The organism is Kribbella sp. NPDC004875 (assembly GCF_042873375.1).
Taxonomy (GTDB): Bacteria; Actinomycetota; Actinomycetes; order Propionibacteriales; family Kribbellaceae; genus Kribbella.
This window is the reverse complement of sequence record NZ_JBIALI010000005.1, coordinates 483,090-501,618: the sequence shown is the minus strand read 5'-3', so window position 1 is coordinate 501,618 and position 18,529 is coordinate 483,090. Positions and strand designations below refer to the sequence as shown.

The 18,529-nt window shown below is 68.3% G+C and carries 13 protein-coding genes; 6 read left to right on the top strand and 7 right to left on the bottom strand.

Annotation, left to right across the window (positions count from 1 at the left end):
- The first annotated feature begins 20 nt into the window (after positions 1-20).
- The 4 genes from ACFYRH_RS28910 (at position 21) to ACFYRH_RS28895 (ending at position 4,793) form a co-directional block, all read left to right on the top strand.
- Positions 21-608, top strand: coding sequence for a GNAT family N-acetyltransferase (locus tag ACFYRH_RS28910; protein ID WP_387781942.1), 588 nt, complete (start codon positions 21-23; stop codon positions 606-608).
- The gene (locus tag ACFYRH_RS28905; protein WP_387781940.1) at positions 608-2,359 is read left to right on the top strand and encodes an IucA/IucC family protein; all 1,752 of its coding nucleotides are present in this window, start codon (positions 608-610) and stop codon (positions 2,357-2,359) included. Before ACFYRH_RS28910 ends, ACFYRH_RS28905 begins: the two co-directional genes overlap by 1 nt.
- A 39-nt stretch (positions 2,360-2,398) precedes the next feature.
- Positions 2,399-2,887 (top strand): Uma2 family endonuclease, encoded by a 489-nt coding sequence (locus tag ACFYRH_RS28900; protein WP_387781938.1) that lies wholly within the window; start codon positions 2,399-2,401, stop codon positions 2,885-2,887.
- Between the two features lie 154 nt (positions 2,888-3,041).
- Positions 3,042-4,793: a DUF222 domain-containing protein gene (locus ACFYRH_RS28895; protein WP_387781936.1), complete on the top strand. Its 1,752-nt coding sequence runs from the start codon at positions 3,042-3,044 to the stop codon at positions 4,791-4,793.
- Positions 4,794-4,802: 9 nt separating this feature from the next.
- Here the strand turns inward: ACFYRH_RS28895 and ACFYRH_RS28890 are convergent, their stop codons facing one another.
- From ACFYRH_RS28890 to ACFYRH_RS28870, 5 genes are all read right to left on the bottom strand, one after another.
- A complete protein-coding gene (locus tag ACFYRH_RS28890) occupies positions 4,803-8,027 on the bottom strand; it encodes a UvrD-helicase domain-containing protein (RefSeq protein WP_387781934.1) in 3,225 nt (1,074 codons plus the stop codon).
- Entirely contained in the window at positions 8,027-11,245 is a 3,219-nt protein-coding gene (locus ACFYRH_RS28885; RefSeq protein WP_387781932.1) for an ATP-dependent helicase, read from the bottom strand. The genes ACFYRH_RS28890 and ACFYRH_RS28885 overlap by 1 nt, the downstream gene beginning before the upstream one ends.
- An 81-nt stretch (positions 11,246-11,326) precedes the next feature.
- Positions 11,327-11,623, bottom strand: a complete 297-nt coding sequence (locus ACFYRH_RS28880; protein ID WP_387781930.1) for an MGMT family protein — start codon at positions 11,621-11,623, stop codon at positions 11,327-11,329.
- A gap of 9 nt (positions 11,624-11,632) precedes the next feature.
- Entirely contained in the window at positions 11,633-12,472 is an 840-nt protein-coding gene (locus ACFYRH_RS28875) for a TIGR03560 family F420-dependent LLM class oxidoreductase (protein ID WP_387781928.1), read from the bottom strand.
- Between the two features lie 104 nt (positions 12,473-12,576).
- Positions 12,577-12,843, bottom strand: a complete 267-nt coding sequence (locus ACFYRH_RS28870) for a DUF2277 domain-containing protein (RefSeq protein ID WP_130439916.1) — start codon at positions 12,841-12,843, stop codon at positions 12,577-12,579.
- 78 nt (positions 12,844-12,921) lie between these two features.
- Between ACFYRH_RS28870 and ACFYRH_RS28865 the strand changes: the two genes are divergently transcribed.
- Positions 12,922-13,563 carry a TetR/AcrR family transcriptional regulator gene (locus ACFYRH_RS28865; protein WP_387781926.1) on the top strand — a complete coding sequence of 214 codons (642 nt, stop codon included), beginning with the start codon at positions 12,922-12,924 and terminating at the stop codon, positions 13,561-13,563.
- The gene (locus tag ACFYRH_RS28860; protein ID WP_387781924.1) at positions 13,560-14,339 is read left to right on the top strand and encodes a maleylpyruvate isomerase family mycothiol-dependent enzyme; all 780 of its coding nucleotides are present in this window, start codon (positions 13,560-13,562) and stop codon (positions 14,337-14,339) included. The genes ACFYRH_RS28865 and ACFYRH_RS28860 overlap by 4 nt, the downstream gene beginning before the upstream one ends.
- On the opposite strand, the gene moeZ is transcribed toward ACFYRH_RS28860, so the two are convergent.
- Together moeZ and ACFYRH_RS28850 are read right to left on the bottom strand one after the other, a co-directional pair.
- Positions 14,336-15,526, bottom strand: coding sequence for an adenylyltransferase/sulfurtransferase MoeZ (moeZ, locus tag ACFYRH_RS28855; protein ID WP_387781922.1), 1,191 nt, complete (start codon positions 15,524-15,526; stop codon positions 14,336-14,338). The genes ACFYRH_RS28860 and moeZ overlap by 4 nt on opposite strands.
- A 132-nt stretch (positions 15,527-15,658) precedes the next feature.
- On the bottom strand, positions 15,659-18,304 hold the full coding sequence (locus ACFYRH_RS28850; protein ID WP_387781920.1) for a Calx-beta domain-containing protein: 2,646 nt from the start codon (positions 18,302-18,304) through the stop codon (positions 15,659-15,661).
- Positions 18,305-18,529 lie beyond the last annotated feature (225 nt).

Sequence of the window (18,529 nt, the reverse complement as noted above, 5' to 3'; positions counted from 1 at the left end):
CCTCGACAGCGGAGTCCGCCATGACCAGAGCACTGCCCGAGCCGACGTACCGGCGGCTCGTCCCCGGCCTCGGCACCCTCAGCCTGCGGCCGTTCGACGTCGCCGAGGACGTGAGCACGCTGCACAACTGGGTCACCCAGCCGTACGCGCAGTACTGGGGGCTGCTGGCCGCCTCCGTCGCCGACGTGCACGCGGAGTACCTGCGCATCGAGCGGAGTACGCACCACCACGCGTTCCTCGGCGAGCACGACGGGCGGCCGGCGTTCCTGATGGAGCGGTACGAGCCGGCGTACGACGCCGTCGGCCAGGTGTACGACGTGGCGCCGGGCGACATCGGGATGCACGTGCTGGTCGGACCGCCCGTCACACCGATCGCCGGGTTCACCGCGACCGTGTTCGAGACGATCATGGACAGCCTCTTCAGCGATCCGCTGGTCGATCGGGTCGTGGTCGAGCCCGACGTACGGAACGGGAAGATCCAGGCGCTGAACGAACGGATGGGGTTCCGCAAGCACAGCGTCGTACACCTGCCGGACAAGCAGGCCTGGCTGAGCTTCTGCACGCGCGACCAGTACGCGGACGCGCTCCGGATGAACGAGGCAGGCTGATGATCGAGCACCTGAACCCCGAGCACTTGAATCCGGAGCACCTGAATCCCGAAGCCTGGGCCGTCGTGAACCACGCGCTGGTTCGGAAGGCGCTGGCCGAGTTCACCCACGAGCGTATCCTCGAACCTGTTGCCGAGGGCGACGAGTACGTCGTCGGGCGGTACCGGTTCAGCGCGCGGCGTTATCCGTTGAACCACTGGGACATCGGCGACATCTCCCGCGCCGACGGTGGTCCGATCGACGCGCTGGAATTCATCACCGAGTTCCACGAGCAGCTCGGGATCGGGCGCGAGATGCTGCCGGTGTACCTCGAGGAGATCAGTAGCACGCTGGCGTCGGCGGCGTACAAGCTTTCGAGGCCGGATCTTACCGCGGGCGATCTGGTCACCGCGGACTTCCAGACCATCGAGGCCGCGATGACCGAGGGGCACCCGTGCTTCGTCGCCAACAACGGGCGGCTCGGGTTCGGGGTCGCCGACTATCGGGCCTTTGCACCGGAGACGGGGGCCGGAGTCGCGCTGACCTGGATCGCGACGCGGCGGGACCGGACCACCGTGGCTCACAGTTCTACGGTGGATTTCGCCGAGTTGCTCCGGGCCGAGCTCGGTGACGAGGTGCTGGAGCGCTTCGCCGCCGAGATTGTTGCCGTGGGCGCCGATCCGGCGGATTACGTCTACTTGCCCGTGCATCCGTGGCAGTGGGAGAACAAGACGTCGATCACGTTCGCGGCGGACATCGCGCAGCGGCACATCATCCTCGTCGGCTCGACGGCTGACGTGTATCAGCCGCAGCAGTCGATCCGGACGTTCTTCAACCGCTCGACGCCGTCGCGCTGCTACGTGAAGACGGCGTTGTCGGTGCTGAACATGGGGTTCATGCGCGGCCTGTCGCCGTCGTACATGGCCGCGACGCCGGCGATCAACGACTGGGTGCACTCGATCGTCGAGAACGACGTGGTGCTGAAGCGGTACGGGTTCGCGGTCCTGCGCGAGATCGCGGCGGCCGGGTATCACAATCACTATTACGAGAGCGCGACGGACAAAGCCTCGCCGTACCGGAAGATGCTCTCGGCGCTCTGGCGAGAGAGCCCGGTTCCCCATTTGGAGCACGGTGAGCGGCTGGCAACGATGGCGTCGCTGCTGCACGTCGACCGGCATGGCGATTCACTCGCTGCAGCCTTGATCCGCGCGTCCGGCCTGGCACCGGCCGACTGGCTGCGCGCGTACGTCGACGCGTACCTGATCCCGTTGCTGCACAGCTTCTACGCCTACGAGCTGGTGTACATGCCGCACGGCGAGAACCTGATCCTGGTACTGCGGGACGCCATCCCGATCCGGGTGATCATGAAGGACATCGCCGAGGAGATCGCCGTACTGAGCCCGTCGACACCGATCCCGGCGGAGGCCGAGCGGGTGCGCGCAGAGGTTCCGGACGACGAGAAGCTGTTGTCGATCTTCACCGATGTCTTCGACTGCATCTTCCGGTTCCTGTCGCCGCTGCTCGATCGCGAGGGTCTGCTGACGCCGGAGGAGTTCTGGTCGGTGGTCGCGTCGTCAATCCGCGACTATCAGTCGGCGACACCAGAGCTCGCTGAGGCGTTCGCGAAATACGACGTCTTCGCGCCGTCGTTCGCACTGTCCTGCCTGAATCGGCTGCAGTTGCGGAACAACCAGCAGATGGTCGACCTGAGCGACGTTGCCGGCTCGCTGCAGTTCGTCGGCACCCTGCAGAACCCGCTGGCCTGTGGATAACTAAACCCGCCGTCCGCGGCTTTCCGTCACGCTGGTGCGGTGACAACTCTCGAAGCCACTCGCGACGGGCGAAGATACGAGGTGATCGACGGCCGTCTACTCATCACCGGCGTCCAACCACCAGCCCATCACGCGGCCGTCGTAGCGCTGATGGTGCTCCTGAAACACGCCTGCCCACCCGACCTGATGGTCGCCGTGGGCTCGATCTCCTTCCGCCCCACACCGCACACGACCCTCCGCCCTGACCTCCTCGTCCGCCACCGCGACGCCCCCGTCACCCAGCCGCCCCTGTTAGCGGTCGAGGTCCTCTCCCCCGCCACCCGAACCACCGACGTGGTCCACAAACGAGCCCTGTTCGAGACCCACCAGATCCCTTCGTACTGGCTTCTCGACCCAGAGAACCGGGAACTCACCATCCTCGAACTCACCCCGACCGGCTACACCTGCCAAGCCGTGATTCAGGCAGAGGAGACCTTCCACACCACCAGCCCGTTCCCCATCACCCTCACCCCGGCGGCGCTGACCTAGCCGAGATTCGCTGGATTTGAGTTAAAGCGAACACATGTTCTAATATCGTCACATGACGACAGTCGCGGTGGTGTCACGATCTCCGGAAGCGCAGAGCTTCTCCGGCAACGCAGCCACGCCTGCGAATCGTCACCTCGCAGCAACGCCGCCTCAGATGCCCAACTTGGAGCCGCCTGGCGACCTCTACGATCCCGACAACGCCGACGGTCCGGCGCTGCTCTCCGAGGAGGATCTGTACGCCGTCTTTCCACCGATGTCAGCTGTCGACGATCTCGAGTGGGAGTTGTGGGCGGGTGCCGATCAGGACGAGGCGGAGCGGCTGATGCTGCGCCGCAAGGCGCCGAACTGGGCTTTCCTGCCACCAGGCGCCCGCCTCGCCGCTGCTCTTGAGCCAGTGCGCCCGCAGGAAGAATCACCGGTCGCGCTCATCGAGTTGATGAAGGCCGCCGCGCGGATGGCTGCGTGGGCGGAGTCGATCAAGGCGGCCGCGATCGCCTCGTTCTACCGGCAGCGCAAAGCTCAGGTCGCGGAGTGCCCGAGACCCGATCAGATGACGTCCACGGGAAGGCCGATTGACCCCGAACGCTCCTGGGCAGCCGAGATCGGTGCCGCGTTGCGGTTGTCGACGGACACCGCATCGCGGCACATCGACACCGCTCTGCGGCTGACCGGACCGTTGACCTCGACGCATACGGCCTTGAAGACCGGCGCGCTGACGTGGTCCAAGGCGCTGTCGATCTCGGACGCGACCCGCTCGTTGCCGGACGCATCCGCCCAGGCAGTCGAGTCTCATGTACTCCGTCGCGCCGCCTCCCAGACCCACGCGAACCTCCGCAGATCCCTGCGAACCCAGGTCGCCAAGCACGCAGCCGAAACCGAGGCCGCCGAACACACGGACGCGGTCAAGGACCGCACCTGCAAGATCGTGCCGCTCTCGGGCGGCATGGCGGGACTGTGGATCGTCCACACCGCCGACAAGATCCAGCAGATGTGGATCGCCGTACAGGCCATCGCCGATCTGGCCAAGCGAGACGAGCCATCAAAGACCCCAGACGCCCCGGACGCGCCGGCTGCCTCGGCCGCCCCGGATGCCCCGGACGCCCCGAATGCGCCGGACGCCCCAGACGCGCCGGCTGCCTCGGCTGCCTCGAATGCCTCGAATGCCTCGGATGTGTCAGTCGCTCCGCGTGCTTCAGTCCCACCGGAGGTGTCCGGCATCCCGGACAAGCGGTCCGCGGAGCAGCGGCGGGCCGACGTGGTCGCGGATCTCTTCGAGCATGTTCTGCACAACGGGCTCGACTGGCTCGGTCGTCGGCTTCCCGACCGGCATCGCCGCCGACCGCACATCGAAGTGGTCGTAGCGGCCGGCACCCTGCTCGGCCTCGACGACGACCCCGCCGAACTGACCGGATACGGCCCGATTCCGGCGGAGGTGGCGCGCCGGATAGCCGCCGACGGTACCTGGCGAAGACTGTTGACCGACCCGATGAACGGTGCGGTGCTCGAAGCGTCCACCACGCGTCATGATCCTGGCGCCCTGGTGAGCGAGACACTCCTCGCGCGCCATCCAACGTGCGCCTGGCCAGGGTGCAACCGATCCGCACGCGAGTGCGACCGAGACCACGGCACGCCTTTTGCTCGGTCCGGCCGGACCAGCCTGTCGGGGCTCGCGCCCTACTGCGAGTACCACCATGTCATCAAGGACACCCCCGAGTGGGGCTGGTCAACCACCAATCATCCCGACGGCTCCGTCACTCTCGTGTCCCCCACCGGTCACCGTTACACCACCGTCCCACCGGCACGCGGTCCGATCACCGGACAGGTGCCAACGCCACCCGACCCAACGCGGCACGACCCAACGCCACACGACCCGACGCCACGCGACGCGCCCCCACCGCCCTTCTGAACCTCCCGTCTACCCGTTCAGGATTCTCGTCAGCTGTTGTTTGTCGGGGAGGTTGTCCGGGCGGACTATGTCGCCGGTGCGGACGTAGTAGAAGCCGGCGGTGATGTGGGTGAGGGGGATGTTGAGGAGTTCCGACCAGGCGACGCGGTAGATCGCCAACTGGAGCGGATCTGCGGTTTCGCCGCGGGTGGTTTTCCAGTCGATGACGTCGTAGCCGCGGGAACCGTCCGGGCGCACCACCTGGTAGACCGCGTCGATGCGGCCGCGGATGACCCTGCCCTCGAGTGAGAGGGCGAACGGCGCCTCGATCTCGTACGGCGTGGTTTCGCCGAACGGGCCGTCGCGGAACGCATCCATCAGGTCCGTCAGGTCCGTGTCGTCGACGATGTCCTCGTCGGCCGCCCCCGGGAGATCGTCCGGATCGAGCAGCAATTGCTGACCGAAATAGCTCTCCACCCAGGCGTGGAAGCGCGTGCCGAAGCGCGCGGCCCGGTTGGGTTTGCGCGGCATCGGACGGGCAAGCTCAGCGGCGAGACCGTCGGGATCCTTCGCGAGCCGCATCACCTGCGTCGCGGACAGTGCCGCCGGCAGCGTCACGTCGTACGCCTTCCGGCTGCGACTTTCCCTTGCCTCGGACAACAAACGCTCGATCTCGGAGTCCCAGCGCGCGACCGTTGCCTGCTCGTCGAGCAGCAATGACTCCTCGGCCTCGACCGACGGGCCCTCCGTACGCGACAGTTGCACCAGCGCTGCCGAGTCCAGCCGCCGCTGGTACGACTCCATGTCGTACGGCGTCGGCCACGCCGCCTGCGTCTGCTCGGCGAGCTCCGGGTTCTCCGCGGTCAGCTCCGGTTGCTCGGCCCAGGCGATCACGCGCTCCCCGGCGTGCTTCTTCAACGTCTCGAGGTACGACGACGGGCCGCGCGGGCGCTTCTGCGTCGGGCCCCACCAATGTCCGGTCGCGACCAGCAAGTCCTTCGCGCGAGTGAAAGCGACGTACCCGAGGCGGCGTTCCTCGAGCGCGTTCATGTCCTTGCACTCGTCGGCGAAGACCTTCAGGCCTGCGTTCGACAGGTCGTGGATGTCGGGCAGCGTGTCGGCGTCGCCGCGCAGCGGCCAGGGCAGGACCTTGGCGTTCGTCGTCCACTTGTCCCGCCCGCGATCGGACGGGAACACCTTCGACACCAGCGTCGGCACGAACACGACCGGCCACTCCAGACCCTTCGACCGGTGCGTGGTGAGCAGCTTCACCGAGTCCGCCTCACTCGGTACGGCGAGGTCGAGGCCGGCGGCGTACTCCTCCTCGGCCGCAAGATACGCGAGCAGGCCGTCGAGCGACCCGTCCGACTCGGTCGAGACGAAGTTGCCCACGGCATCGAGGAACGCTGCCAGGTGATCGCGGCGGCCGGCGTCGACGTGGTCGGGGGTCGCGGTCAGCTCGACGTCCAGACCGATCGTGCTGATCACCCGGCGGACCAGATCGAGCAGCGGCTCCCCCGCATGCCCGCGCAGCTCACGAAGCTCGACCGACAGCTCCTTGAAGCGCACCAGGGCTTCCGGCGCGTATGCCGCAACTCCCGGGTCGTCGACGGCCTCGGCGAGCGAGATCACCTCGGTCGAGTCCATCCCCGCCACGGCGGCGTCCAGCGCGGCGACCAGGTCGTCGGCGGCCGGGCGCTCCCCCGCGTCGGCCAGCGCGCGGGCTCGGTTGGCGAGCAGTGCGAGGTCGCGGTGACCGATCCGGTACCGCGGGCCGGTGAGGATCCGCAGCATCGCCGCGTTCGCGGTCAGGTCGTTGACGGCCTGCAGGGTCGCGACCACGTCGACGACCTCGGGCAGCGCGAGCAGCCCACCGAGACCGACGACCTCGACCGGGACCTTCCGCGCGATCAGCGCCTCGTGGACCGCGCTGAGGTCGACGTTGGTCCGCATCAGGATGCCGATGTCCTTCCACCGGCGGTTCCGGGTCTGGTGCGCGGCGACGATCGCGTCGGCGACCCACTCGATCTCCTCCGACCGCGTCTCGAACAGGCCGACCGTGATCGCGCCCTCGGGAGCGTTCGCAGGGGCCTCGAGCGGGATCACGCCGGGGTGCTGTTCGTACAACTCCGCCGCGTGCTGGTTGGCGGCCGCGAGGATGCGGCTTCCACAGCGGCGGTTGACACTGAGCACGTACCGCTGCGCCGGAGCGCCGTCGGCCTGCGGGAAGTGTTCCGGGAACTCGTCGAGGTTCGCGACCGATGCACCGCGCCAGCCGTAGATCGCCTGGCACGGGTCGCCGACCGCGGTGACCGGATGGCCGCGACCGTCACCCGCGGCGAAGAGCGCGGTCAGCATCCGGCGCTGCGACACCGACGTGTCCTGGTACTCGTCGAGCAGCACGACCTTGTACCGCGCGCGCTCGACCGCGGCGACTTCCGGGCACTCCTCCGCGAGCCGCGCGCCGAGCGCCATCTGGTCCGCGAAGTCGACGACGCCGCGCTCCCCCTTGTACGCCTGGTACTCCTCGACGAGCTGCAGGATCTCGCCGCGCTTCAACGAGGTCTCCGCGAGCTTGCGGACCTCCACGGTCTGCTTGCGCGCCGCGGCGACCTCCTGCCGTACGGCGTCGTCGTGGTCGCGGATGTCGTCCGGGCGGAGCAGGTGGTCGGCGAGCTCACCGTCGAGCGCGAGCAGACTGTTGACGAGCGTCGGCACGTGGTGCGAGGCGAAGCGGATCGGGCCCGCGGAACGGCGTACCACTCGGCCTGCGAGCTGGAAGCGGGTCGCGTCGGCGAGCACTCGCGAGTCGGGCTCGAGACCGAGTCGGAGGCCGTGCTCGGCGATCAACGTGCCGGCGAACGCGTGGTACGTCGAGACGACGGGCTCGCCCGGCTCCTCGGGCTCCCAGTTCGGGACGTTGCTGCGCAGGTGGGCCGCGAGGATCGGGTGCTGGTCCGTCGGCAGCGTCGACCCGAGTACGCCGGCCTTCGTCAGGTCCTCGCGGATTCGCACGTCGAGCTCGTTGGCCGCCTTCTTCGTGAACGTCAGCCCGAGCACTTCCTCCGGCTTCACCTGCCCGGTGCAGATCAGCCACACCACCCGGGCAGCCATCGCGGTGGTCTTCCCGGAGCCGGCGCCCGCGACGATCACGCCAGGAGCCAACGGCGCCGTGATGGCGGCCAGCTGCTGATCGGAGAACGGGATTCCCAGCAGATCGCACAGGTCAGCAGTGGATCTCAACTGTGCAGGCATCAGACGATTTCCCGCCCCTCGGGCTGGATGGGACACAGGGCCCGCGCCTCGCAGCGGCCGCAGCCGTCGTTTCGCTGGGCGGTGATGTTCTCGCTGCGGATCATCGACTCGGCATCGTCGACCGCCTCGTCCAGCCACGTGCGGCCTTCGTCGTCCGTCTCCAGCGGCCCCTGGTGCTGCACCTTCGGGAACCCGCCGTTGTCGTCATGACGGAGCTGCACCAGCTCGGCGCCACCGGCGACCGCGTCCTCACCGAGCTTCTTCATCTGCCGCGAGGCGATCGCGCGTTGATAGATCGCGAGCTGCACGTGCCGCTCCAGCGCCGGCTTCGTCGGGATCGTCCGGCCGGTCTTCAGGTCGACCACCCGGATCGTCCCCTCGGGATCCTTCTCCACCCGGTCCATCCGGCCCTTGACCCGCACCGCGGGGTTCTCCTCGTCCGGCAGCAGTACGTCGAAGTCGACCTCGGTCCCGACCAGCGTGCGATCCGGCCGTCCCTGGTGCCACGCGACGAACCGGCGCAACGCCTGCTCGGCCTCGCCGCGCTCCCGGTCCGAGATCCAGGCGGATTCGAACTCGAGTTGCGTCCACACCTTGTCCAGCCAGCCGTTCAGCTCGTCGACCGACGGCGGCAGCGTCCCGGTCGCGACCGCGTCCGCCAACGTGTGCAGCACCATGCCGAACCCGATCGCCGACGTACTCGGGGTCTCGCCGCCGGCCCGGCGGGTCAGGAACCAGCGCAGCGGGCAGTCGACGATGGTCGTCAACGCACTCCCGGACAGCGGCACGGGCTGCTCGGGATCCGCGATGGGTTTCACGGACTCGGTCCGCTCGCGCACACCCCACCAGCGGGACGGGTCGGCTGTGGGCACGAGTGGATACTCGCGGTCGTCGACGGCATCGGCCAGCAATGCCAACCGGTCCGCCGCCGCTCGCTTCAGCGCCGGGGACGAGGCGGGATCGGCCAGCACGCAGCGCAGATCGGCCACCAGACCGGGCAGCGACAACGGCCGTCGCGGTCGCCCGGCGACCAGTTTCAAAGGAATGTCGAGCTCGGCGAGGAATCGGGACGGTTGGTCACCGTCGGCCTCGGGCGCCTGGACGGCGGTCACGATCAGCCGTTCCCGGGCCCGGGTGATCGCGACGTAGAACAACCGTCTCTCCTCGGCCAGCAACGCACCGGCCGACAACGGATCGATCAGCCCGTCCGGACCCAACCGGTCCGGCTCCAGCAACGAGCCGCGGCGCCGTAAGTCGGGCCACTGTCCTTCCTGAACCGACGCCACGACGACGAGCCGCCACTGCAGCCCTTTCGACCGGTGCGCCGTCATCAGCTGTACGCCGGCCTCGCGGTACGTCCCGTCGAAGCGGTTGTCGGCCGCGATGTCGAGCGATTCCAGCTCCGACAGGAACGCCGACACGCCCTTGAACCCGACCTGCTCCTCGGCCCGGCCCGCCGCATCGAACAACGCGCAGAGCGAATCCAGGTCCCGGTTCGCCGCGCGGGCCGGCTCGCCTCCGGAGTGCGCCTGGCCGCGCAACCGCCGTAACCACGGCGAATCCGACCACAGCGACCACATCACCTCGTCCGGCGCCGCGCCCGCGGTCACGATGTTCCTTGCCTTGAGCAACCGCTCGCCGAGCGCAGCGAACCGTGCCTCGGCCGGCGACGCCTGCTCGTCGAGCAGCAACGGGTTCATCAGCGCTTCCCGCAGCAGCTCGTCCGACGACCGCGGCAACCGTTGACCGCCTGCCGCGTCCCGGTCCCGCCGCCGCAGCACCCGGGCAAGCCGCCGCAACTGCCCCGCATCCATCGCTCCGAGCGGCGACAACGCCAACGCCCGGACCACCTCAACGGTCAACGTCTCCGGATCGGCCACCGCCCGCAACGCCAGCAACATCGGCCGTACAGCGGGCTCCCGCGACAACGGCAACTCGTCACCGGCGACGTCCACCGGGATGCCGGCCGCGGCCAGCGCCCGTCGCAGCGGCGGGATCGAGCGGCTGCCGGACCGAACCAGGACCGCCATCTCGTTCCACCCGATGCCGTCCTGGACATGCGCCCGCCGCAGCAGGTCCGCGATGTGCTCGAGTTCGGCGCCACTGGTCGAGTAGAGGTTCGCCTCGACCTTCCCGGGACCGAACACACACGAGGACGCATCGGGGTTCCGGAAGCGGTCGAACGTGTCCCGGTCCAGCGTTCCGGGGACGCCGAGGCGGTTGACCACGTTGCGTGAGACGCGTTGCAGCGTGCTGCCGAAGCGTCGCGTCGTACCCAGGGCGATCTGGGCCGCCTCGGAGCCGTCGGATGCCTTGAATTCCTCGGTGAAGCGGAGCAGGCCGCGGACGTCGGCGCCGCGGAATGTGTAGATCGACTGGTCCGGGTCGCCGACCACGACCAGGTCGCGGCCGTCGCCGGCGATCGCCTGCAGCAGTTTCGTCTGCCCTGGATCGGTGTCCTGGTACTCGTCCACGAACACCGCTTTGAACTCGGCCCGCAGCTTGTCCTGGACCGCCGGCTGCTGCGCCAGGATCACCGCGCGATGGATCAGCTCGGAGTAGTCCAGCACCTGCTCGGCATCGAGCACCTGCAGGTACTCCTCGAAGAAGTCGCCGACCGCGACCCACTCGGCCCGGTCCGCCGACCGGCCGATCGCGGACAGGTCCTCCGGGTCGAGTCCCAACTGCCGCGCCTTGCCGATCACCGCCTGCACCTCATCGGTGAACCCGCGTGTCTTCAGCGCCGGATGCAGACTGCCCGGCCAGTGCACCGCACCGACCTCACGGCTCCCGGACAACGCCTCGCTCAACCGCAGCGACTGCTCCGGCCCGGACGGCAACCGCAGTGGTACGTCGAACGCGTCCGCCGGCGTGAATCGGCGCAACAACGCGTAGCAGAAGGAATGGAAGGTCATCGACGGCATCACCCGGGTCGTCCGCCCGAGCCGGCCGGTGATGCGGTCCCGGAGCTCGGTCGCCGCCTTCCGGCCGAACGTCAGCACCAGCACCTGGTCCGGGCTCAGGCCGCGGTGGCGAACCCGGTCGACGACGGCTTCCACCAACGTCGTCGTCTTGCCCGTCCCCGGCCCGGCGAGGACCAGCAGCGGCCCGCCGGGATGGTTGACGACCGCCTGCTGATCGGTGTCCAGGACCGGTGCTTCCGCCGCTCTCCCCGTCTCCCGGACCAACCGGTACCGGGATCCCTGTCTGCCGACCATCGCATCATCCCAGCAGACTCCACCGACAAACTCCGAACGCCCACCCCGAGTACGGCCTCCGATAGCCGGAAAGCGGACGGTTCAGTCCTGCGGATCCCACCGAGAGTCACGAAGGTTCACCCGTCCGTTCGTGACCCGGACGCCGTCCGACCGGAGCCGGTGCAGTTGCTCGTCGCCGACCTCGTCAGCGGGTACGCCGGACGCGCGGATCACCCGCCACCACGGCACGCTCGCGCCGTACTCGCGCATGATCGCGCCGACCTGCCGCGGTCCGCCCTGGCCGACGTACTCGGCGATGTCCCCGTACGTCGCGACGCTGCCCTCCGGGATCGACTCCACGGCCCGCAGGACAGCCTCGATGTACTCCTCCCGATCCACGGGCCAAATCTAGGCGAGCGGCGCGAGTGCCTTCGCCAACGGCTCCAGGACCGACGGCGGCGCGTCCAGCGGGAGGTTCATCACGACCAGGTCGACACCTGCCTCGCCGTACGCCGCGGCCTCGGCGACCGCCTTGTCGAGCGGGCTGTCGGGGTCGATGCGGACGTTGACCGAGCAGGTGATCTCGTCGACGTTCCGGCCGACCTCCTCGCAGCGCTGGACCAGGAGGTCCTTGAGCGGCTTCCACTCCTGCGGGTCCGGGACGATCACGTTCCAGTGCTGGGCCCACTTGGCGACCGCGCGCAGCGTCCGTTTCGGGCCCTTGCCGCCGATCGTGATCGGCGGGTGCGGGGTCTGCACCGGCTTCGGGTTGCAGTAGGCGTCGGTGAGCTTGACGTACTTCCCGTCGTAGTTCGCGACCGGCTCGGTGAGCAGCGCGATGATCGCCTCGGTGCCCTCGTCGAAGCGGTCGAAGCGCTCCTTCAACGGATACAGCTCGATGCCGTACGCCGCGGTCTCCATCTCGTTCCACCCGGCGCCGATGCCGAGCTCGAGACGGCCACCGGAGATGATGTCCGTGGTCGCGGCCATGTTCGCGAGCACGGCGGGATGCCGGTAGATCATGCCGGTCACCTGGCAGCCGACCCGGATCCGCGACGTCGCCTGCGCGAGCGCGGCCAGGGTGGTCCAGGCCTCCAGGTTCGGGCCCTGCATGTCACCGGTCAGCGGGTAGAAGTGGTCCCAGTGCCAGGCGGATTCGAAGATCTCGAACTGGTCCGCCGCGACCCACACGTCCCGCATCTGCTGCCAGGTGGTGTGTTCCGGCCTGGTCTTGATCGCGAACCGCATCCCGCGCCTCCCTCAGGGCAAAGGTCATCGTTCCCGGGAGACAGTACTCCGGTTGGCGCTCCTCCGGCTGGCGCTCCTCCGGCTGGCGCTCCTCCGGTTGGCGCTCAGTCGAGACCGAGCCGGGCGCGGACTTCCGGACGGCGCAGCGGCGGCACTGTCTGCGGCGGTGTCCGCCGGGCCGGCATCTCTTCGAGCAACTGCTCGGTGATCCGCGCGACCTCGGTGGCGGCGCGCTCGATCGGGCCGCGCGTGGTCGCGCTCAGCGAGCCGACTCCGGTCACTTTCCGCACGTACTGCAACGCCGCCGCATAGATCTCCTCGGAGGTCGCGGACGGCTCGAGACCCCGGAGCACGGTGATGTTTCTGCACATGCCTTAGAACAGTACGCGCCGCCGGGGACAATCTACGAGGTATTGACATCCCTAATGGCGTTAGGTTTTCCTCATGATATGAGCACTGCCGCGCCGGACCGCCGTACCCGCCGTCGTCAGGAGACGATCGGAGAGATCCTCGACGTCGCCATCGAGTTGATGGCGACCGAGGGCGTCGCGGCGCTCAGCCTGTCCGCGGTGGCCCGGCGGCTCGGCATGCAGCCGCCGTCGCTGTACCAGTACTTCCCGTCGAAGATGGCGATCTACGACGCGTTGTTCCAGCGCGGCAGTGAGCTGCAGCGGGACGCTTACCGGGAGGCGCTGGCCGGCGCGACGACGGACGATCCACGCGAGCTCAGCCTGGTCGCGGCGACGGCGTTCTGTCGATGGTGCCTCGACAACCAGGTGTACACGCAGCTGATGTTCTGGCGGACGGTGCCCGGATTCGAGCCGAGCCAGGCGGCGTACGCGCCGGCGCAGGAAACGCTGCAGGACCTCCGGGAGCACCTCCAGGCCACGGCCGACGCCGGTCACCTGCGTCCGGACGCGGCGTCCGACGAGGGGGTCGCGCTGTACACGTCACTCACGGCCGGTCTGCTCTCGCAGCAGATGGCCAACGAGCCTGATGTCTCGTTCGACGACGGGCGCTTCATCCGGATGCTGCCGACCGTACTCGACATGTTCTACCAGCACTACGCACCGGCCAGGGGGAAGAAATGAGCGCAGTACTCGCGGAACAGATCGGGCGGGCCGATCGGGCAACATGCCGGATCCACCGGGACGCGGAGCTCCAGGCGTGGCACGAGGTGCTCGCGTCGATCGAGGGCGACGAGTGGAAACGCCGTACCGTCTGCGAAGAGTGGGACGTCGCGGACATCGCCGGACACCTGATCGGGCAGGCGGAGGACGTGACCCGGCCGCTCTCGTTCCCGCGGCGCTACCGGAAGGCGAAGCGGGTCTATCCCGGCGTACTGCGGATCGACGCGCACATGATGGTCCAGGCCGACGAGCACCGGGGTACGCCGCCTGCGGAACTGCGCACCACCTTCGACCAGGTGTGGGCGAAGGCGACGCGGAAGATCTCGACCGAGCCGGAGCTGATGCGGCGGATGGCGATGACCTTCAACGGGGTCCGGATGAACCTCGGCTACATCCACGACATCCTGCTGGCGCGGGACCTGTGGATGCACCGCGACGACGTCTGCCAGGCCCTCGGCCGCGGGTTCGATCCGGGGCCTCATGCGGAGGAGATCGTCGCCCAGGTGATGTACGACGTGATCGACGGGCCGTGGTGGGGCGAACGGCCCGCTGTCGAGGTGGAGCTCACCGGGGCGGGAGGTGGGACCTACCAGCTCGGGAGGGGTGCGCCGGTGGGTTGCGCCGCGGTAGATGCGGTCGGCTACCTGCGGACGCTCTCCGGACGTGACGACGCCCCGGCGGTGACGGGTGATCCCGCCGCCGCCGAGGCGGTCACGTCTTGCAGAATGCCGTTCTAGTACGAAGGCTGGCTCGGGTCGATCTGGTCGACCCAGGCAACCACGCCGCCGCCGACGTGGACCGCGTCGGAGAAGCCAGCGCCCTTGGCGATCGCGAGCACCTCGGCGGAGCGGACGCCGGACTTGCAGTGGAAGACCAGCTGCTTGTCCTGCGGCAGCTTCTCCAGCGCCACACCGGTCTGGAAGTCCGCCTTCGGGATCAGCACCGAGCCTGGGATCTTGTTGATCTCGTACTCGTTCGGCTCCCGGACGTCGATCAGGACGAAGTCCTTCTCGCCGTTGTCCTTCAGCTTGATCCACTCGCTGAGCTGCTTGACGGAGATCGTCGAGCCGGCGGCCGCGTCGGCCGCCTCCTCGGTGATCGCGCCGCAGAAGCTCTCGTAGTCGATCAGCTCGGTGACGGTCGGGTTCTCGCCGCAGATGGCGCAGTTCGGGTCCTTGCGGACCTTCAGCGAACGCCAGTTCAGGTCGAGCGCCTCGTAGATGTTCAGCCGGCCGAGCGACGGGTCGCCGATGCCGGTGAGCAGCTTGATCGCCTCGGTGACCTGCGCGGCGCCGACCGACGCGCAGAGCACGCCGAGCACGCCGCCCTCGGCGCAGGACGGAACCATGCCGGGTGGCGGCGGCTCCGGGTAGAGGCAGCGGTAGCAGGGACCGTTGTCGGCCCAGAACACGCTGACCTGGCCGTCGAAACGGAAGATCGAACCCCACACGTACGGCTTGTGGAGCAGCACCGCGGCGTCGTTCACCAGGTACCTGGTGGCGAAGTTGTCGGTGCCGTCGACGATCAGGTCGTACGGCTCGAAGATCTCGAACACGTTGTCGTTGTCCAGCCGGGTCTCGTGCAGGACGACGTTCGTGTACGGGTTGACCTCGAGGATGGACTCCTTGGCGGACTGCGCCTTGGACTTGCCCACGTCGGACTGACCGTGGATCACCTGGCGCTGCAGGTTGGACTCGTCGACGGTGTCGAACTCGACGATGCCGAGCGTGCCGACCCCGGCCGCGGCCAGGTAGAGCAGCGCCGGGCTGCCCAGACCGCCGGCGCCGATCACCAGCACCTTGGCGTTCTTCAGCCGCTTCTGTCCGGCCATCCCGACCTCGGGGATGATCAGGTGCCGCGAGTACCGGCGCACCTCGTCAATCGTCAGCTCGTCAGCCGGTTCGACCAGCGGTGGCAGTGACACGTTGTCGGCTCCTCAGGAAGACGTCGTACGGAATCTGTTGGTTTTCAACCATCCGTCCCTTCTCCATGTTCCCGCACTCTGCCAAGCACCCTCTCCGGAGTCCACATCCCGGTACCCCCGTCTCAGTCCGTATCAGTCATTGTCGGTGATGGTGGCGGTCAGGGTGGTCGGGACCTTCAGGGTGGCGCCGTCGATCTGCCGGATCACGGCGGTGAAGGTCTCGGCGGGCTCCTTCAGCTTGTCGTCGAGGATCTTGACCGACAGGTCGCCGGTGGTCTTCCCGGGCTCCACGTAGCCGTCGATGGTGGGAGCCGCGGGGCCCTCGTTCGCGTCGGTGTAGTCCTTGCCGAAGACCGCCGTACCGTTCTCGAGGACTCCGCTGAACGACACGTACTTGTCGCTCGGCGCCGACAGCTTGACCGGGAAGTTGACCAGGCCGGTCTTCTCCACGATCTTCAGGTTGCCCAGCGTCAGCGTCGGCGTGGGGTCGTCGTCGATGACCAGACCGTGCCCGAAGGACTCGTCCAGCAGCCCGTCGTGCGGCACCGACAGCACCAGGCTGAACGGGATGTCATAGCTGTCCCGCGTGTTCCCCGTGATCGGCACAGTCACCTTCTGCCGCACCTGCCCCGGCTTGAACACCAACTGCCGCGCGACCTCGCCAACCGTCTCCGCGAGCTCGCCGTTCGTCTCGATGTACACGCTGACCGGCCGGATGCTCGGGCGGGACAGGCGGACCCAGAAGTCGACTGTCCGCGTTCCCTTGTCACCCTCCTGCACAGTGACGTTGGACGCCGACAACTTCGGCAGCAGCGCCGCAGGCGCCGAGAACCCGAGTCCGGGCGACGAGAACCCCAGATCGCTCACGTACGCCGACCCGCTGGCCACTCGGTCGGTCCGCAGCTCTACCGCACGCACATCCCGCAGGTCGACGCCCTTCAATGACGAGACCGGGATGCGCACCGTCCGCAGCAGGTTCTTCGGCAGGCCGCTGCCGTCGTTGCTCCCCGGCATCCGCACCAACGCGTCGCTCACCTCAGACACCGGTACGGCGACCGCGCGTCCGTGCCCGTCGACCACGCGGACGGTCAGGTCGGTCTTCGGCGCACCAACCGGGTCCGGCGCGGCACGGAACGTCAGAGCCGCAAAACGCCGTACGTCGCGCTTGCCGGCGGGCACGTCGACTCGCACGACCCCATTGGTACCCGTCCACTTCAGTTTGGTGACCGCAGTGGTCGGCGTCATCGCTGCGAACCACGCCGTACCCCAGTGTGGTGCGCTGGCCCAGTCATCGGTCGCCATACAAGCCGGCGTACCTGCTCGTTGTGCTGTGCTGGCCACTCCGGCGTTGGCCACTCCGGCGCAGACAGTCGCTGAGACCTTCCCGCTGACCGCACCGGTCGGCAGAGCCTTGTCGAAGTGGTTCAGGTCCCGCCGCGAACCAATAGGTGCCTGCGACACCACTCGTACGACGGCCTTCCCTGCCGACGCCGCTCGCGAGTCCGAGCCGTCGAACTGCGCCAGGAATTGCGTCTCGTGTCCCAGTTGCAGGCGGAAGAAGCCCGCGACGTACGCCGTACCAACCGCCTGCTGCTCCTTCGCGGTCAGACGGCCCGCGTACTTCGCCCCGCACGGCGCTGCCTTCTCGTCACCGAACCAGTCGTCGTTCGACGGAGCGACGGACTGCCCCGGCGTCCACTCGGTGTTGAAGAAGTTGTGATTGGCACCCAGCACCGTGACGGTGGACCGCGGCGCGGCGTCACCGTCCACCGAGTAGCGGGTGTCGTCGTAGAACTTCTGGCCCTGCAGATCGGACACATCGCCGTCGCAGTACGGCAGGACGACGCTCATCGCGACACCTGGCACGGTGGCCCGGGCAAAGTCCGTCGGGGCGAGCGGGAGGACCGCGCGGATCCCGTACTGGCCACCGCGGTCCGCGTTCAGTACTGCGGCTCGGGCGACGCCCTCACCGCCACGCGAGTGGCCCATCAGGCCGACGTTCTGCAGATCGATCCGGCCGACGAAGCGAGTGCCGAACGGACCGCCACCAATAGTCGACCACTTCCGCCACAGCGCGAGGTGGTCGAGGATCAGCTCGGCCCGTGCCTGCGCGCCGGCGTCGTACGCATCGCTGTCCCAGGCGTTGATGGCGTTGGCGCTGATCGAGACCACTTGGTAGCCGTTGCTGGCCAGTGCGGCCGCCGGAGCGTCGTACCCGCGGTAGCTCGGGATGGCTTTCATGCCGGGCGGGCACGGCCAGGGCTTGGCGTCGTCGGACGGGTGCGTCGGATCGCCGTAGCAGACCTCGTGGCGGCCGTGCAGGAAGATCACCAGCGGCCGCGGTCCGAGCGCGCCGCGCGGTGAGTACACCTTGCCGCGCAGCTCCGACTTGTGGCCGAGACCCGGCAGGTCGATCGCCTCGTCACCCAGGTTGTACTCCGCGGTGTCGACCTTGTACTTGCCCAGTGCACCGGGGTCGGAGGGCAGCAGCGGACCACGCCGCGCCTTCAGCCAGTCGGCGTCCGTCGGACCGCCGGCAGTGATGCCACGGCTCTTGCCGGACTGCTTCCCCAGGTCCCCGGACCAGACCAGGCTCACGTCGCGTGCCGTCAGCACGGACGGATCGGCACTGACCAGAGTCAGCGTCTTGCGGTCCGGCGACTGCCTTGCGACGCCCAGCGGTTTGCCGTCGACCGCCAGCAGTGGAAGCGATGCACGCATCGCGGCGGGTGCGTCCAGATGCAGCGTCAGTTGATAACCGCCGGCTACCGGACGCACCTCCCATTGGTTGCCTTTAGCAACTGTAGGAGGCGCCGGTGGCGCGGCTGTTGCGGTCAGTGTCCCCACACCGAGTAGTGCGACTATTCCCAACGACAGACTTCGGGCGGCTCTGCCGATACCTCGCACAGTGATCCTCTCGTTCGTCCCAACACGGTCACGTGTAGTACTTGTCAGGCGAGAGGAAAGTTGACCGGACGGCCTGCTCAGTCGTGTCTCAGTCGA

Bases quoted from the DNA above. Each gene is read 5' to 3' on its own strand.
- ACFYRH_RS28910 (WP_387781942.1), top strand. From the start codon at position 21: ATGACCAGAGCACTGCCCGAGCCGACGTACCGGCGGCTCGTCCCCGGC.
- ACFYRH_RS28905 (WP_387781940.1), top strand. From the start codon at position 608: ATGATCGAGCACCTGAACCCCGAGCACTTGAATCCGGAGCACCTGAAT.
- ACFYRH_RS28895 (WP_387781936.1), top strand. From the start codon at position 3,042: ATGCCCAACTTGGAGCCGCCTGGCGACCTCTACGATCCCGACAACGCC.
- ACFYRH_RS28890 (WP_387781934.1), bottom strand. From the start codon at position 8,027: ATGCCTGCACAGTTGAGATCCACTGCTGACCTGTGCGATCTGCTGGGA.
- ACFYRH_RS28885 (WP_387781932.1), bottom strand. From the start codon at position 11,245: ATGGTCGGCAGACAGGGATCCCGGTACCGGTTGGTCCGGGAGACGGGG.
- ACFYRH_RS28875 (WP_387781928.1), bottom strand. From the start codon at position 12,472: ATGCGGTTCGCGATCAAGACCAGGCCGGAACACACCACCTGGCAGCAG.
- ACFYRH_RS28870 (WP_130439916.1), bottom strand. From the start codon at position 12,843: ATGTGCAGAAACATCACCGTGCTCCGGGGTCTCGAGCCGTCCGCGACC.
- ACFYRH_RS28865 (WP_387781926.1), top strand. From the start codon at position 12,922: ATGAGCACTGCCGCGCCGGACCGCCGTACCCGCCGTCGTCAGGAGACG.
- ACFYRH_RS28860 (WP_387781924.1), top strand. From the start codon at position 13,560: ATGAGCGCAGTACTCGCGGAACAGATCGGGCGGGCCGATCGGGCAACA.